General features: G+C 41.5%; 15 protein-coding genes and 1 other RNA gene. 3 read left to right on the top strand and 13 right to left on the bottom strand.

Features of this window, described 5'->3' with window-relative positions:
• The first annotated feature begins 95 nt into the window (after positions 1–95).
• Positions 96–593, top strand: coding sequence for a hypothetical protein (locus RM368_RS09135; RefSeq protein ID WP_322693790.1), 498 nt, complete (start codon positions 96–98; stop codon positions 591–593).
• A 128-nt stretch (positions 594–721) separates the two neighbouring features.
• Here RM368_RS09135 and RM368_RS09130 read toward each other — a convergent pair whose 3' ends face one another.
• Together RM368_RS09130 and surE are read right to left on the bottom strand one after the other, a co-directional pair.
• Positions 722–1,345, bottom strand: coding sequence for a hypothetical protein (locus tag RM368_RS09130; protein ID WP_322693789.1), 624 nt, complete (start codon positions 1,343–1,345; stop codon positions 722–724).
• Between the two features lie 181 nt (positions 1,346–1,526).
• Positions 1,527–2,207 carry a 5'/3'-nucleotidase SurE gene (gene surE / locus RM368_RS09125; protein WP_322693788.1) on the bottom strand — a complete coding sequence of 227 codons (681 nt, stop codon included), beginning with the start codon at positions 2,205–2,207 and terminating at the stop codon, positions 1,527–1,529.
• A gap of 495 nt (positions 2,208–2,702) precedes the next feature.
• Between surE and psb32 the strand changes: the two genes are divergently transcribed.
• Positions 2,703–3,440 carry a photosystem II repair protein Psb32 gene (gene psb32, locus RM368_RS09120; RefSeq protein ID WP_322693787.1) on the top strand — a complete coding sequence of 246 codons (738 nt, stop codon included), beginning with the start codon at positions 2,703–2,705 and terminating at the stop codon, positions 3,438–3,440.
• Positions 3,441–3,496: 56 nt separating this feature from the next.
• On the opposite strand, the gene RM368_RS09115 is transcribed toward psb32, so the two are convergent.
• From RM368_RS09115 to RM368_RS09100, 4 genes are all read right to left on the bottom strand, one after another.
• The gene (locus RM368_RS09115; RefSeq protein WP_322693786.1) at positions 3,497–3,880 is read right to left on the bottom strand and encodes a DUF4346 domain-containing protein; all 384 of its coding nucleotides are present in this window, start codon (positions 3,878–3,880) and stop codon (positions 3,497–3,499) included.
• A 138-nt stretch (positions 3,881–4,018) separates the two neighbouring features.
• Positions 4,019–4,507 (bottom strand): pentapeptide repeat-containing protein, encoded by a 489-nt coding sequence (locus RM368_RS09110; protein WP_322693785.1) that lies wholly within the window; start codon positions 4,505–4,507, stop codon positions 4,019–4,021.
• 61 nt (positions 4,508–4,568) lie between these two features.
• Entirely contained in the window at positions 4,569–5,750 is a 1,182-nt protein-coding gene (locus RM368_RS09105; RefSeq protein WP_322693784.1) for a GNAT family N-acetyltransferase, read from the bottom strand.
• Positions 5,751–5,912: 162 nt separating this feature from the next.
• Entirely contained in the window at positions 5,913–6,653 is a 741-nt protein-coding gene (locus tag RM368_RS09100; RefSeq protein ID WP_322693783.1) for a RibD family protein, read from the bottom strand.
• A gap of 291 nt (positions 6,654–6,944) precedes the next feature.
• On the opposite strand from RM368_RS09100, the gene RM368_RS09095 reads away from it, so the two are divergent.
• Positions 6,945–9,077 (top strand): ATP-binding protein, encoded by a 2,133-nt coding sequence (locus tag RM368_RS09095; protein WP_322693782.1) that lies wholly within the window; start codon positions 6,945–6,947, stop codon positions 9,075–9,077.
• 25 nt (positions 9,078–9,102) lie between these two features.
• Here the strand turns inward: RM368_RS09095 and RM368_RS09090 are convergent, their stop codons facing one another.
• The 7 genes from RM368_RS09090 to corA all read right to left on the bottom strand — a co-directional run bounded on the left by RM368_RS09090 (position 9,103) and on the right by corA (position 14,692).
• Complete coding sequence (locus RM368_RS09090) at positions 9,103–10,230, bottom strand: Gfo/Idh/MocA family oxidoreductase (protein ID WP_322693781.1); 1,128 nt, start codon at positions 10,228–10,230, stop codon at positions 9,103–9,105.
• Between the two features lie 116 nt (positions 10,231–10,346).
• Positions 10,347–11,066 carry a ribonuclease III gene (gene rnc / locus RM368_RS09085; RefSeq protein ID WP_322693780.1) on the bottom strand — a complete coding sequence of 240 codons (720 nt, stop codon included), beginning with the start codon at positions 11,064–11,066 and terminating at the stop codon, positions 10,347–10,349.
• A 135-nt stretch (positions 11,067–11,201) separates the two neighbouring features.
• A complete protein-coding gene (locus RM368_RS09080; protein WP_322693779.1) occupies positions 11,202–11,384 on the bottom strand; it encodes a hypothetical protein in 183 nt (60 codons plus the stop codon).
• A gap of 90 nt (positions 11,385–11,474) precedes the next feature.
• Positions 11,475–11,669, bottom strand: a complete 195-nt coding sequence (locus RM368_RS09075) for a hypothetical protein (RefSeq protein ID WP_322693778.1) — start codon at positions 11,667–11,669, stop codon at positions 11,475–11,477.
• 653 nt (positions 11,670–12,322) lie between these two features.
• An RNA gene (gene rnpB / locus RM368_RS09070) (RNase P RNA component class A) lies at positions 12,323–12,742 on the bottom strand.
• 46 nt (positions 12,743–12,788) lie between these two features.
• Positions 12,789–13,484 carry a hypothetical protein gene (locus RM368_RS09065; RefSeq protein ID WP_322670351.1) on the bottom strand — a complete coding sequence of 232 codons (696 nt, stop codon included), beginning with the start codon at positions 13,482–13,484 and terminating at the stop codon, positions 12,789–12,791.
• Between the two features lie 65 nt (positions 13,485–13,549).
• Positions 13,550–14,692 (bottom strand): magnesium/cobalt transporter CorA, encoded by a 1,143-nt coding sequence (gene corA, locus RM368_RS09060; RefSeq protein WP_322693777.1) that lies wholly within the window; start codon positions 14,690–14,692, stop codon positions 13,550–13,552.
• Between the last annotated feature and the right edge of the window lie 232 nt (positions 14,693–14,924).

The raw sequence follows: 14,924 nt of genomic DNA, 5'->3' as shown, positions 1-14,924 counted from the left end.
TATTTATGATTTTTGGCTCATCTCACCTGATAATTCAGGTTTTATAATTAAAGTTAAAGGGTTTAAAGTATTAAGCATAAATGAGGTTAAAAGCTGTGAAAAAAATAGTTGTTGCTGCAATATTTAGCTTAATCGCTGGCTCAACGTCTTTACTTTTTCCCCAAGCCGCTAAAGCTGATAGGGTTGTTTACTGTCGTCCTGTTATTGATAATAGGGTACTCAATTCGGCGGCTAACCACCCCAATGCTTATACAAATGGTTTTCGAGAAGGACAACAAAGCGCTCGCAATAGAGAAGCTTATAAACCTCGGACTGTGGGAGGTGAATTCGCTCGTGGTTTTCAGGATGGTTATTTGAATCTACCTTATGCTGGGCAAGAGAATGTTGTACCTAGAACAATTGTGCAACATACTACTCAGATTTGTGATGATGATGGTTACACCGTAGCGCCTTCTCCTGTTTACATCTACAACCCTTATCCCATCTATGTGTCGCCTTATCCTACTTATGGCATCAACTTCGGATTTGGAAGAGGGTTTCACTTCGGATTTGGCGGAGGGTTCCACGGATGGGGCCACCATCGAAGATGGTAGGGGGTGGGGAATTTCGTCAAAGAAAGTTTCTGGGGTGAAGGATACTTTGTATTCACCCTCGCAAGTGATGAGTAAAAAATTCGAGAGTATATCTGAAATGCGATCGCAGTTAAAATTATGCCATTTCTTTAGTCAATGAGTTGTGGGGTGGGAATTTGCGTATCGATATCTGCTTGGGAAAAAGTGGGGAGCAACCAAGTACTCTCACCCGCCTTGAATACTTTGGCAGGTTCAACATTCAATTCAATTGCACCAGTAGCTGGATTGGTTCTAGCAAGAGACTGTGTACCATCGACAAACTTAACGGCGAGAGGTTCAGTCAGTTGTTGTGGTTGAGCGTTTGGGCCTAAAACCACTTGAGAACCTGCGGGTAAGTAAATACCATCGCAATCCCAATCATCATCGGTGATTGTTCCTGCGCCCAAGAAATAGAGTTGGGTTGGAATTTTTTTTGGTTTATTGGCATAGACAGCCAAAGTCTTTCCAGTTTCATTACGGCACTGCGCCCGCTTTCTAGCTGTTTCGATGACATTTTTCTGAAACTGCAATTGTGCTAGTCGCTGCTGGAATTGCTCAGGTGTATAGCCAGCTTGCTCAGGTGTATTCTTTACAGTTAGAAGTTGATTGAGTGCCTGAGTTACCTCAGCATAGTCAGCCCCCTTAGTGAAATCCTTACCTGCCCAAGAGGGTTGAGCAATTAGCAGATTCACCATCAATACGAGAGCGACAAGAACAATTTTGAGAAACTGCATAAATTTCTCCTTTTTTTTGGAATTAGTGTTCAGTACCACTGAAACTTTACCAGATTTCAAATCCTTGAAAATTTCGATCGCGATCGCACCACATACTCATAAGATTAGTTAATAGCCCTACAAGCTCTCCTCAATACCCGCTAAAAGTTGGTAATAGTTAACTATTAACTGATGGCTGATATTAAACTCTTAACTGGGTGACGGCGATATTACCAGAAAAACATACATCTACATCGCTGCCAGGAGTGCGATCGCGTTTGCTATATTCCCCTACATAATAAAAATTATCGCCTTCGATTCGATAGTTCACGGGTAAAGGTTTGGTACAGGGTTGGCAAAACACTACATTCGGATGTGATTCTTGTGGTTGCAGATGCGGTAGATTCACATTCCAGAAACTTCCTGGCTCTAAGGGACGCTTGAGTAAATCCGCTAAAACTTCAGCTGTGAATTTGGCAGCCAGATCCCAATCAAAATTCAGCTTGGCTTTGCGATACTGAGAAATGGCAACTCCGGGAATACCGTGCATCGCAGCTTCGCGCACGGCGGCAACTGTGCCAGAAATATAGGCATCGACTCCCAAATTGCCCCCAGCGTTGATGCCTGAAAGGACAAATTTGACATCGGCGGTAATTTGTGTTATTGCAATTCTCACGCAATCAGCGGGAGTACCTGCGATCGCATACTCAGTCTCAGAACGTCGCTGGAGGTTGATAGCACGAGTAGTAGTAACTTGATGTCCACAGCCAGACTGATGATCGGCAGGAGCAGCGATAATAGAATTTTTGCCGTTTACAGCTTTGAGCAGCGCTTGGATACCAGGGGCATCAATGCCATCGTCGTTAGTTAAAAGTATAGTCATGTATATATGATATTGGTTTAGCTAAAATATCAGAAAAATGCAGATATAAACCATCACATAGACATCTCTATAAACTAAATATGCATTGTCTAGAACCGTTGTAGAGACGTAGCAGTATAACGTCTTGACATTCTTTTTTACTCAGATGTCTAATCAGTACGGCAGAAAAAGCTACTTGCAGATATGAAAAAATATGGCGTTGTTGAACCAAAATATGAATCATGCGATATGATTTCTAGATGGTTTGCAAATTCCGCCCTCAGCATTTGGGTTAATTCCCAAAATGGGCGGTATTTCTTGTGACTAGTAAGGGGTTTAGCGTCAGGTTAATGCTTGCAACCGCTTTCAGGACAAGTTTGTGTAATCAAAAATCCCGTACAATATACATATTTGCTGGGAATATCAGAAATTTTACACTGAAGAAAATCGGGAACGAGGTGATTTTTGCAGTGGTTCTGTAGTATTTTTGGTGCAGTCTGTCTTAGGGATCACACGATGAAACAGCTCCTCAAACAAGTTTTTAACAGTCAAAAACACCTCATCCGGCTAATTCTACCTTTGGTGACGGTTATTTTCGCAGCCTCGCTATTTGTTACACCTGCTTTAGCCACAGGTGTGTATCAAATACCCAGTCTGGCAGCAGGGAATGACACTTGGGTTTTGGATCAAGGTGAAGTTATCAGCCGTCTGAATGAAGGTAAGATTAGCAGCGCTTTTAAGGATTTGGCAAAGCAAACAGGTAAAGAAGTCAGAATTGTTACTGTTCGCCGCCTCGACTACGGTGAAACACCAGAAAGCTTTACTAAAGAACTGTTTGAAAAATGGTTTCCGACAAAAGCAGCCCAAGCTAATCAAACTTTATTGGTTATTGATACAGTTACCAATGGTACTGCCATTGTTACTGGGGATCGAGTCAAGCCAATGCTTACTGACTCTATTGCCGAGAGTGTAGCGACTGAAACAGTAAGTGTGCCGTTACGCAATGGTGACAAATACAATCAGGCATTTCTCGATGCCAGCGATCGCCTTGTCGCCGTTCTCTCTGGCAAAACCGATCCAGGGCCACCTCAAGTAACTGACAATGTACAGGTTGGAGGCACTTACAAGAAAGCAGAAGAAACCAACCAAGGTAATGCTACTGCTTGGGTAGTAGGATTGTTAATTGCTGCCACCGTTATCCCAATGGCAACTTACTATATTTATCAGATAAATCAGCCCTCTTCTAATGGGTAATGGCATTAAGAGTTAGGAGTTATGAATTTCTAACTCTTAACTCCTCACTCCTAACTTTAATCTTGAACATACTCTTGTCCTGTAACTAAAGCTACCTCAGCCCGGACAAATTCTCGACCCAGATAAGCTGCATGATCTAATTGAGTTACAGGAGGGGGCTGAGTTTCTTCAAAAATTTTCACGCAAAGTTCTTTCGCCGTTCTGGCGCTAAAAACTGTTGTATGAGTTCGTTCTACCTTTTCTCGCGCTGGAATAACCTTTCCCGTTTCGGGATCGACAGCTAAACCGCGATCGTCAATCACATTTGTAAAATGCTTGGCATAAATTAACCCTGCGTCTCGATCTAAGTAAATAATGAAATATCCACCGGGGTCGAGGTCAATATGACGCTGGGAAAGTTTATCATCAATTGCGGTTAAATCTTCAATTATTAAATCCATAAGCACTATAAAAAGAAATTTTCTTTCTTGAGGGTTTTACACTCTATATCAAGTGTAATTCCTATCTTCCTTAGTCTTATTGATATCTTTCAGATATTTTTGATTCCTTTTACTTAAAAGCAAATCAGAGAATTAGACTCAACTATTCCGAATAGTGCCATCTGGCATGATGGTGTTACGAAAAGTAATACGACGCAGACGAGATCCTTCCAAATTGGCTCCAGTCAAGTTAGCTTCCCACAGAATACATCCCCGCAAATCAGTTCCACTCAAATTAGCCCCGGTAAGATTAGCTCTATCGAAGCTAGTTTCGTGAAATCTCGCTCCTCTAAGGTCAGCGTTGGTCAAGTTAGTAACTCTAAGGTTCGCGTAAGACAATCTAGCACCTCTAAGATCGGCTTCGGTCAAATCGGCAAGGTCTAAACAGGATTGAGCCAATCGGGCATTGACGAAACTGGTACGCTTCAAGATGGCACGTTCAAAAGAGAACTCGTCCATCTTATTTCCACTAAAGTCAGCGCTGCTCAGGTCAATGCCCGATAAATCTCCGTCCAACTTGACTCCAGAAAAGTTTCTTTCCCCAGCAGCATATCTTCTAATCAACTCATCACGATTCACGCGATCCATAAATATTTTCCTGAACTTATTAGGACTTACGCAGTGATGTTACGAAAGTAGTTCATTTTTCTCAAGCATTTTTCTCACTAAATGGCAACTCTGCATTAATTGCCTCAATCTGCTGTTGTTCGAGTTGATTCACTTCCTTAATATAGGGACGAATAATTTGTCCTAAACGATTATTGTAAAAGCGATGTAGACTGTGATTGGGCATAGCGGGGAAACCACGGCGTTTTTTATGTCGTCCACCCGCGCCAGGATCAAAAATTTGGATATTGTTAGCGATCGCCCACTCAATCGGCGCATAATAGCAAGCATCAAAATGTAAGCAATCTATTTCTTGAAAACTCCCCCAATAGCGTCCATAGAGTTTGTCATCTTTAAATAAACAAAAAGACATTCCTAAAGGATGAGAATCATCTTCTTCGCTATATGCGGCAACAAACAAGACTCGATGGCGATAATCGGTGTGTAGCTGCTCAAAAAATCTCCGCGTGAGATACTTGCTACCCCACCAGCCAAACTTATCACAGGTGTCAGCATAGAATTGGTACATCAAGGGAAACAAAGACTGAGGAATTTGATCCCCACTCAACGGTTGCAATCGTAAACCTGCTTTTTCCACAGCTTTGCGTTCCCGCTTGATATTGCGGCGCTGATTAGCGTTAAACACCTTCAAGTAATCATCAAAAGTTTTAAAGCCAGCATTTTCCCAGATATAGCTGTGGTGTAGCCAAGTTGTAAAGCCATGCCGTTCCAGCATCGGACGCCATTGGGGATCGACGTAGAGAAAATGACACCCAGAAATCCGGTTTTTGGAGCAAAAAGTGTCAATTTCATGCACCATCAGCGCTGTGATTTCATCCTCGTCTTCTCCTGGGGCGATTAAGAAGCGATAACCTTCTGCTGGGGTAAATGGTGTCATTCCCAGCAATTTTGGGTAATATTGGACTCCGATGCGATCGGCTAACTCTGCCCATTGATGATCGAAAACAAATTCACCAGAACTATGTCCTTTAAGATAAAGTGGCGCAGCAGCAATCAGCGTTTTATCTCGCCACAATGTCAAGTGATTTGGCAACCAACCAGTTTTAGCCGTAACACTCTGGGAAGTTTCGAGATTATTCAGCCACTCCCATTCTAAAAATGGCGTTTTGAGTGGCATTGCCAAAGCATTCCAGGCATTTTGAGGTACTTCAGTAATTTTGTTCGTCCAAACGACAGAATAGCGAGGCTTAAGTTGTTCCACCATCTTAGAGGAGTAGGGAGTAGGGAGCGGGGGGGGGCAGGGGAGGCAGGGGAAAAGGTTAAAGGTTAAAGGGAAAAGGAATAAATTTAATCTTTCCCCTTTTCCCCTTACCCCTTTCCTTTTCCCCATGCCCCATCTCCAATAAATAACTTAACTTAGCGTAATCTAATCTGCTGGTCGTTGCAGGCGATAGTGCAAAAACACTTCTTGCTCAACTGTATGAACTTCTATGAGTTGTAACTTGGGAGCCAAATCAGGTAAAAATCCTTTCCCTTCAACAGGTGTAGGTGCAGTATTACCACCTAAAATCAGCGGACATACAGTTAGCCATAATTCATCAATTAAGTCTAATTCCAGCAAAGAAGCGACTAATTCACCTCCACCCAAGATCGCCAAGCGTGTTATATGTAGAGTGGCTAGATACTTCAAAGCTGCGATAATGTCAATTTCTCGCGTTGGTGTTTCAAAAACCAGAATTTTCTCAAATTCTGGAGGGTACTCCTGTACTTTGATTCCCAGAGTTGAGTGAAGCGTCTGTAAGCGTTCTTTCCACAAAAATTCTCCTGCTGTTGTGGTGAGTAGCCAGCGCCTAACTGGTTGCTTAAAAAAGTGAATTTCCGGATTCAGGTTTGCAGAGTTTGTAATCACTATATGAACTGGTTGCTGAGGCTTCCCTCCTTGCGCCCGGAGTTGCACTAAAGTTGGATCGGTTACAGTAAGTGTTGTTCCATAAGCATCCAGAGTCCTAGCACCGAACAAAACGGCATCAGAGGCAGCAATTTGTTTTTCTAAGTGCGCTTTATCAACCTTTGAGCCAAACCTAGCAGGCGATCGCTTAAAATCTGCTATCTTGCCATCTGCACTCATTGCTAAAACAACTGTAGTATGAGGACGATGTTGCAACATTAAATTGATTTGATAGTTTTAATATTTACTTTAGTCGTATGTAGATTCTCTTTAAACCATACCTGCAAGCTACTGTTTTATATTTCACCACTGTATTGATATGCAACACAAACCGCTTCTACATCTAGCATATACGAGTTTTGGTATACCACGTTTCTTTTTGAATTATAGCAATTTGTTATTTTTAAACATTGAAAATAAAATTCTGATAATTTAATAAAATGTCTCATTTAGCTAGTTTAATTGCATATCTTTGGTGTTGTAGATTGCAGGTGCAAAGTGAGACACTTGATGACTAATTCCCGCCAATCTTCCTTCCGTCGAATTTTAGTAACGAGAATATTGTTGCTGTTTGTTCCAGTTTTATTAGTAGGGGAAATTGTTGCCTTGAATAAGGCACGTACTAGTATATTGAGAACTGCACGGCAAAATTTAACAGAAAGCGCCATTAGTAAAGGGGAGAGAATTGGTGATGCGATCGCAATCTTAAAAGCTAATTTGCAGAGTGTAAGCAAAACAACGGTTATTCCATCGGATTCGCCTATACAAGAGCAAGAAATTCTCACGCAGTTAAGGCAACAACTTCCAGCTAGTATTGAGTGCATCCAATTAACAAATCTCCAAAGCCACAAAATAATTGCCAGTAGCTGTGGGGATCGAGAAATTGGCGAATTGAGATTACCTTTCCCTAGTGAGGGAATTGATGTCAAAGCAATCTTACCGCCAAAAGCAGGAATGACTGGAAAAAGAAACACACAAAATCAGCAACTGCAACTAGTTTTATCTGCACCAGTCTTTGATAGCCGAAAAAATTCAATTTACAGCTTAAGTATTCAGTCTGCATTATCCCAACAAACCAAAAATCCGCCGGGATCGCTCACAGGCGCTATGGTAGTGATTGCTGAAGATGGCACAATTTTGGCACACCCATTGACAGATTGGGTGGGAACTAATATCAATCAGCACCCTCATGCTTCCCAAATCAAAAGCATAATTAAAAATGCAATTACGGGAAAAAACGATTCGATAAATTTCTCTTTTACCGAAGGAAAAGAATTAGTCGCGGGTTATACAGCAATTCCAAATCCACTCACCCAACAGCAGCAGCAAAAATGGATAGTTTTAGCTGTTACTAGCGTCGATAATGCGCTGTTTGGTTTAGAGGAAATCAAATTAATTCTGATCGTTTTGACAGTTGGTTTGATTGGCGCAAGTTTGTTAGCATCTCTATATTTAGCTCCTTACTTGGCACGTCCTGTAGAAGAATTACGAGACTACGCTCTCAATATTCACTCTCACCATGCCGCCCAACCAGTCCCGCACAATTTTCAAATTCGGGAATTTAATCAGCTAGCCCAAGCATTAGATCAAATGGTAAAACGGCTAAAAGCTGGATCGGAAGAACTAGAAATAGCTTGGAAAGAAGCAAAAAGTGCTAACCAAATTAAAAGCCAGTTTTTAGCTACGACTTCCCATGAATTGAGAAACCCATTAAATATTATTATTAATTGTATTCGCCTGGTTGAAGAAGGTTTATGTGATGACCGAGAAGAAGAAATGGAGTTTCTTAAACGTGCCGATGAAACAACGATTCACTTGTTAGGTATTATTAATGATTTACTTGACATTTCTAAAATCGAAGCAGGTAAGCTTTCAGTTGTTTCCACACCAATTGACCTCCGACAACTATTGTTAGAGGTAATTAATTTACAATCAGTTAATGTCCAGCAAAAGGGCTTGCAATTGAAATGTGAGTTAACTTCCAAAGCGATACCAATTAAGGCAGACGCGGGAAAACTGAAGCAAGTGCTGATTAATGTTATCGGCAACGCCACCAAGTTCACCGACACCGGCAGCATCACCATTGCAACAGAAATCCAATCTATTAATGGTAAATCTCAGGTGGTAGTAGCTGTGAAAGATACAGGTATAGGTATCGATCCGACTCAACAGCACAATTTATTTCGCCCCTTTGTAATGGTGAATGGCACTACAACACGCCAGTTTGAAGGCACTGGACTGGGACTAGCGATTTCACGAAACTTAATCGAACTCATGGGAGGTAGCATTACTCTTGAGAGTGCGGGACTTCATCAAGGTACGACACTGAAAATTACCTTACCTTTGATTGATATCTCGCTGTTAGCTGTTCCAAATAAAGAAGCAAATGTCGGGGATCTTGGGTTCTCCTCTGGGAATGAGCCAGTAAAAGCAAGCCGCTATCCCAGCCTACAAGAGTCTGGGGGAAGTTCCTCTTTGGGGATCAACAAATCTGTAAAAGTAGAGCTAGACAAAGAAAAGCTTCCAAAGTCTCAGTTGCTCTTTGGAAATGAAACTTGCGAGATTCGGCTTTCGCCCTTGCAAACTATCTTGGTAAGTCTTCCAAAAGGAGGAGTTTGTGCAAATGGGACTTTCAAGAAGTAATTTACTCAAAAGTCCATATTCATCACTACTTCTGAGACTTTTGCTCCTTGACGATGCGATCGCTCAAAAAAACAGGTTTACCGCCTTGCTCAAGAGATAATGTTAGAGCAGCAAGAATTTCTACTAACTCAGTGCCTACCCACCCAGACGAAATCTCTGAGGGAGTATTGTTAAGAATTGAGACAACAAAGGAGGAGCAAACCCGCCCCAATGGTTCTCCTGGCTCTAATTCCAGCACTATCTGCCTTTGATTAACAGGAATAAATTGATTCCCCTGCTGTTCAAACTCACCATGTAGCAGGGTTAAAGGTGATGATATTGACATTTCATCAAAAATCAAGCTGCCAAGACTACCCACAATCCCCAGCCGTCTCTGTTTATCAGAATTCAGCCAACACAAGTGAATATAAGCTTGAAAGCCATCTGGGTATGTGAGTGTCAGCCATACTAAATCAGCCAAACCTTGAGGCACAGAATCTGTATATGAACCCACCTCTGCTCCACTGCTCCTCTGCTCCTCTGCTCCCCCGCTCCCCTGCTCCCCTGCTCCCTGTAGCCACACTGTACCCGTTGCTTGTACTTGCACGGGAATCTGACCCAGCCAAGCGTTAAAAATAGCAATATCGTGAATAGCTAAATCCCACAGTGCATCAACATCTTGGCGAACAGGCCCCAAATGGGTGCGCGTCGCGTAACCATAGCGTAAATCACCTAATTTACCCGCCTGTACTACAGTTTTTCCTTGCTCAACTGCTGGGTGAAATAAATAAATATGGTCAACCATGAGTATTAAATGATGCTGCTCTGCCAACTGGCAAAGTTCTCGGCATTCTGCGGGATCAAGAGTTAGGGGCTTTTCAGCCAAAACATGGTATCCCTGTTGGAGAGCGTCTTTAATTAAAGCATAGTGGGTGGTAGCAGGAGTAGCGATCGCCACTCCTGTCAACCCTGGCACTGTCTTTAAATCCTGCCACTGGGTTATTAATAATACATTTTCATCTAAATTAAATTGCTGCTTTACTGCCGCTAATCGTTCTGGATGGGGGTCTACTACAGCAACTACATTTACTTGAGGATGTGCTAAAAAATTTCGCAGCAGATGCACTCCCCAACGCCCAACTCCGATAACAGCAATATTAATTTGATTTGTCATTAGTTATTAGTCATTTGTCATTTGTCATTTGTCATTAGTTATTTGTATACAAAGGACGAGGGACAAATTACCACTGACAATCAACTGATTATCGACTAATCACCCTTCTTTTTAGCTCAGGGTATTTGCGGTTTAGGTATTGCTAAAAAAGCTACTTTAGCTGCGGCTTGTTCGGCAGTTTTGATCGATCGCCCCTTACCAACTCCTAGTTTGTTTCCGTGCAGCCACACTTCAGCCAGGAAACGTTCTTGATTGCGATGCGGTTGAGTGATTTCCACAACCCGATACTCTGGTAAAACTTTAAATTGCGCCTGAGTCCATTCTTGGAGAGCAGCTTTGTAATTAAGTCTGGCGGGATCGAGGCGAATCTCTGTGGCTAGTTGGTGGAAGTGGGGATCTAGCCAAGAGCGAATCAATTCCAGATTTTGAGTACTTAAGTAAAGCGCACCCAAAACTGCTTCAAAAGCATCTGCCAGTCGTGACTCTAGACCAACTTTATCGGCGGTAGCACTGCCAGCGACTAGTAAGTATAACTCCAAACCATAAACTCTGGCCAATTGGGCGAGGATGCGATCGCTCACCAATACCGAACGAATTGCCGCAAAATCCCCTACTGAACAATCGGGATAATTTTCCCATAACACAACAGCCGACACCAGCCGCACTACTGCATCGCCAACAAACTCTAACTGTTCATAATTTGCCGAATCAGAGACAGTGGGATGAGTTAGCGCTAAATCAAGCAGTTCCCACTTTATAGGTGCTTCTAGCGACAAACCAAATTTTTGGACTAAACTTTCAAGTTGCCGTTGACGGCGTGGATAGGCAAGGGGCATTGCATGATAAGGGGAAGGGGGCAGAGGGGCGGAGGGGCAGGGGAGGCAGAGGAGGCAGGGGAGGCAAGGGAAGGTAACTAGCTATCTATACTTATATATCTAAATCTCTTGGACTATTACTCTAACAACTTTTCGCTACTTCTCTCTATCTAGCTTCTCTTGGATAGCTTGACGACAAAATTCAGGAGGATCGTCTTTAGCTTTGACCTCTTCCTTCATTTCCTTGGTGATACGCAAATGTAGATATTCAGTTAGTGGTCGCTCTCTGTCTGTGGTGAATGACTTTAAGTTATCTGGATTACCTTTATTTTTAAACATTGTAGAGAAATACAAATAAATTTATTCTCCACGTGTATATCAGTAGAAAATGTTAACTAAATATACACGGATTTTATCGTGCTGACCTACTTACTTCCTTTTATTTCTATCTAGCTTCTCTTGGATAGCTTCTCTACAGAATTCAGGAGGGTTATCTTGTTGCTGCACTTCCTCTTTCATGGATTTTGTCATACGTAAGTTCATCTTCTCAGTCAGAGGTTCTTCCCTGTCAGTTTTGAAACCATAATTTTTAATATCTGGATTACCGCGATTATCTTTAGACACTTTACGTTACTTAATAAAGCTGTACTAATGTGGAAGCGTATTGAATAATCATTAATTGGTGGATGAAACTTTCTGAGGGTATGCATCCACCGATTCCCACTATTACAAGAGGTAACTCTATTTTATGTTTACACGCACAGAATTAGAAGTTAAAAGCTTGAGAGCGTTACGCGATTTATGTCTGATACAGTACGGCATCCAAGCAATAGCAAACCCTGCCGATAAGGCATCCTACATTAATGCACTCCTGACTTTTCCTGTTATAGCCTGCAAGCAAGTGTCAGAAAATAAAGGATTAAGCCTCCTATGCTTTCTCAAGTAGAAGCGCTAGAAGCAATATTAGAAGCTATGGGAACACCAACACCAGAGCAGTCAGCATTGCTCAAGGTGACGATGGAGGGAAGAAAATAGAGTACCCAGCATGGTAAGTCAAGAGAAACTGTTTGGACTCTATCGAGTTAAATGGCATTTGGATACAGCATTAGAGATATTGGGAATGCTTTAAATGCTTTAGATGATGAATTAGCGATGTCTACGACGAGCTTCTCTACGAGACGCTACGCGTAGCAAGATCCCGAAGGGTACGCTTACGCACAAAACCCGTACAAAAAATAATAGAGTATAAACCGTGAAAGGTTCATACTCCATTAAAAGGGAGAGAGCAGGACATAAGCCGGGTTCTGTTCTCTTGCGAGGGCAGTTATCTATCTGGGACGTTTGTTACCAAACGCCTCAAGCGGCTCTCATTGAGCGGAACTGGTAAAAGACCAACCGTAGTTCCTATCGCCTTGCTCCCAACCGGGGTTTACCGAGCCAGCACCTCTCGATGCTGCTGGTGCGCTCTTACCGCACCTTTGCACCCTTACCAAATTTAATTCAAAATTCTTGGTTCAAAATCTTTAATTTTGAATTTTGAATTTTGAATTTTGAATTGTTTTGGCGGTATCTTTCTGTGGCACTATCCTCACGATCGCTCGCACTGGACGTTATCCAGCAAGTTTGGTCTTTCGGGAGTCCGGACTTTCCTCAAACCAGTAACTATGACCGATCTGCAACCGCCTGCGCCTACTCTCTCCTTAAATCCAGTGTACCCGGTTAACACAAGGGGTTGACAGGTTATTACTTTTTTTTATTCCAAGGTAGAGCGTAAGTCCAAGGTAGTTTCCTGACTGTGAAAGGACAATTGATAATGCTAATAGGAGGAAAATCACGACCTGGAGCTAGACCTAGACGCACTTCAGATATCCTCAGCACTAATTGCAGAGAAAAATCCAACTCTTTTTTTCTGTTAATAAAGTCGTTATATAACTTTTTTTGCCCTTTTTGTAGCCCATTAATATCAATTAATGGTTTTTTTGCTAAATAGGTTCCAGCTACTTGATCGCGCTGGAAAACATCTTCTGCTGTCACTGTTTCCGAAAGTGTTTTCTTGGGAGCAATCAGGCTCGGACTTTGGGGTACTGCTAAGTCGCGGGTTAAGTCTGGTGATTTCCGAATTACGCGGCGCGATTGCTTACTATGTTCAACAACTAAAGAACTGTTATCCCAGTCAACGTATACGGCAACATTATCTGATTTATTTTCAATGCTAATTCCTAAATCTTTCAAATCGTCAATTGGGTATGAGGATTTGAGTTTAAAAGAAATTCCAATTTTATCGTCGAGATTTTGTTCTTTGAGTTGTTCGTCAACAGTTCCTTTTTTAAACTCAAATTTAACTTGATCATCGATGGATTCAATCATGCGATTGAAAACATAAGAGACACCGATAATATAAATCGTCAAAACTACTAAATTCTGGTCGCTACTCCTCATAACTCAAAAATCTTAACTCCCGGTGCTAATGAATATATATTTGACTCATCGCTAATCTACAATTTTTAATTGCGCTTGATTACTACAGAATTTTGTAGCCAGCCTCTTCGCCAAAAAAATAATAGCAAACTAAATGCGATCGCTAACATCAATGCCCAGCAAAGTGGATAGCCCCAATACCAATTCAATTCAGGCATATTATATGGTGATTTCTCTGTATTGAAATTCATACCATATATTCCGGCCACAAAAGTCAAGGGAATAAAAATTGTTGAAACTATCGTTAGTACCTTCATGATTTCATTCATTTTATTACTCACTGCCGAAAGGTACACGTCCATTAATCCAGATGATAGTTCTCGGTAAGTTTCTACCATATCCATCACTTGCACTGTATGGTCATAACAATCTCGCAGATAGATTCGCACTTCTTCACAAATTAAATCGGGAGCATCTCGAATTAAGGAATTAATTGCATCCCGTTGGGGCCAGATAGCACGACGTAGTTGCAGTAATTCTCGTCTAATTTGATAAATATTTTGCAGTGTTTGGGGAGTAGGTTTAACTATTACTTCCTCCTCTAACTCTTCGATTCGCTCGCCATAAAGTTCCAGCACTGGGAAAAAGCCATCAATAATTGCATCTAATAGAGCATAAGCTAAATAATCTGCTCCCTGTTTACGGATGATACCTTTGTTTTTTTCAATTCGCGATCGCACCGCTTCAAAGCAATCATGTTCTGGTTCCTCTTGCACTGTCAGCAGATAATTTTTTCCTAATATCAAACTCACTTGTTCGCTATAAAAACCACATGTTCTTTCCTTTGGTACTACCATCCGGGCAATGAAAAGTAATTGCTCTTCATAATCCTCTGTTTTCGGACGCTCCGGTACATTGACTACATCTTCTAAAACTAGAGGATGTAACTTAAAAACCTTACCCAATCGTTGTAATATATCTTGACTACCTAAACCTTGTACATCTACCCAAGAAACCGATTCCGATTCCAGATAAGAGACACACTCCTCTGGAGTTTCTATTTGTTCGCGGATGAAATTGGTTTGGTTATAGTCAATCAAAAAAATTATTGGCGATGGAGCATCTGCATCAATAAAAATAGTTCCAGGTATAGTCCCTGGTTGGTGATGGAACTCGTCTTCATACAGTTTGGTGAGTATTTTAGGAAGGCGACGTAGTTTTCGTGCCATGCAATATTACCTAATAGTCATTTGTCATTGGTCATTTGTCATTTGTGAATAACAAAGGACATAAGAATAACTTACACGTTATTTCACAAAAATTAATATAAAGATGGTGATTTCTAAATTGTGTAATTATTTAGGTTGCTAATTTGGTCATTAGCCAGATTTAATCTGACGAATTACGAATTACGCCTAATGTGAATTAGGAAAAAAGGCGGGAGAAGTAAGAAGATGAAAG

Origin of the sequence: Nostoc sp. DedSLP03 (genome assembly GCF_034530815.1) — a bacterium.
Lineage (GTDB): Bacteria > Cyanobacteriota > Cyanobacteriia > Cyanobacteriales > Nostocaceae > Nostoc.
This window is presented reverse-complemented; position numbering and strand designations above follow the sequence as displayed.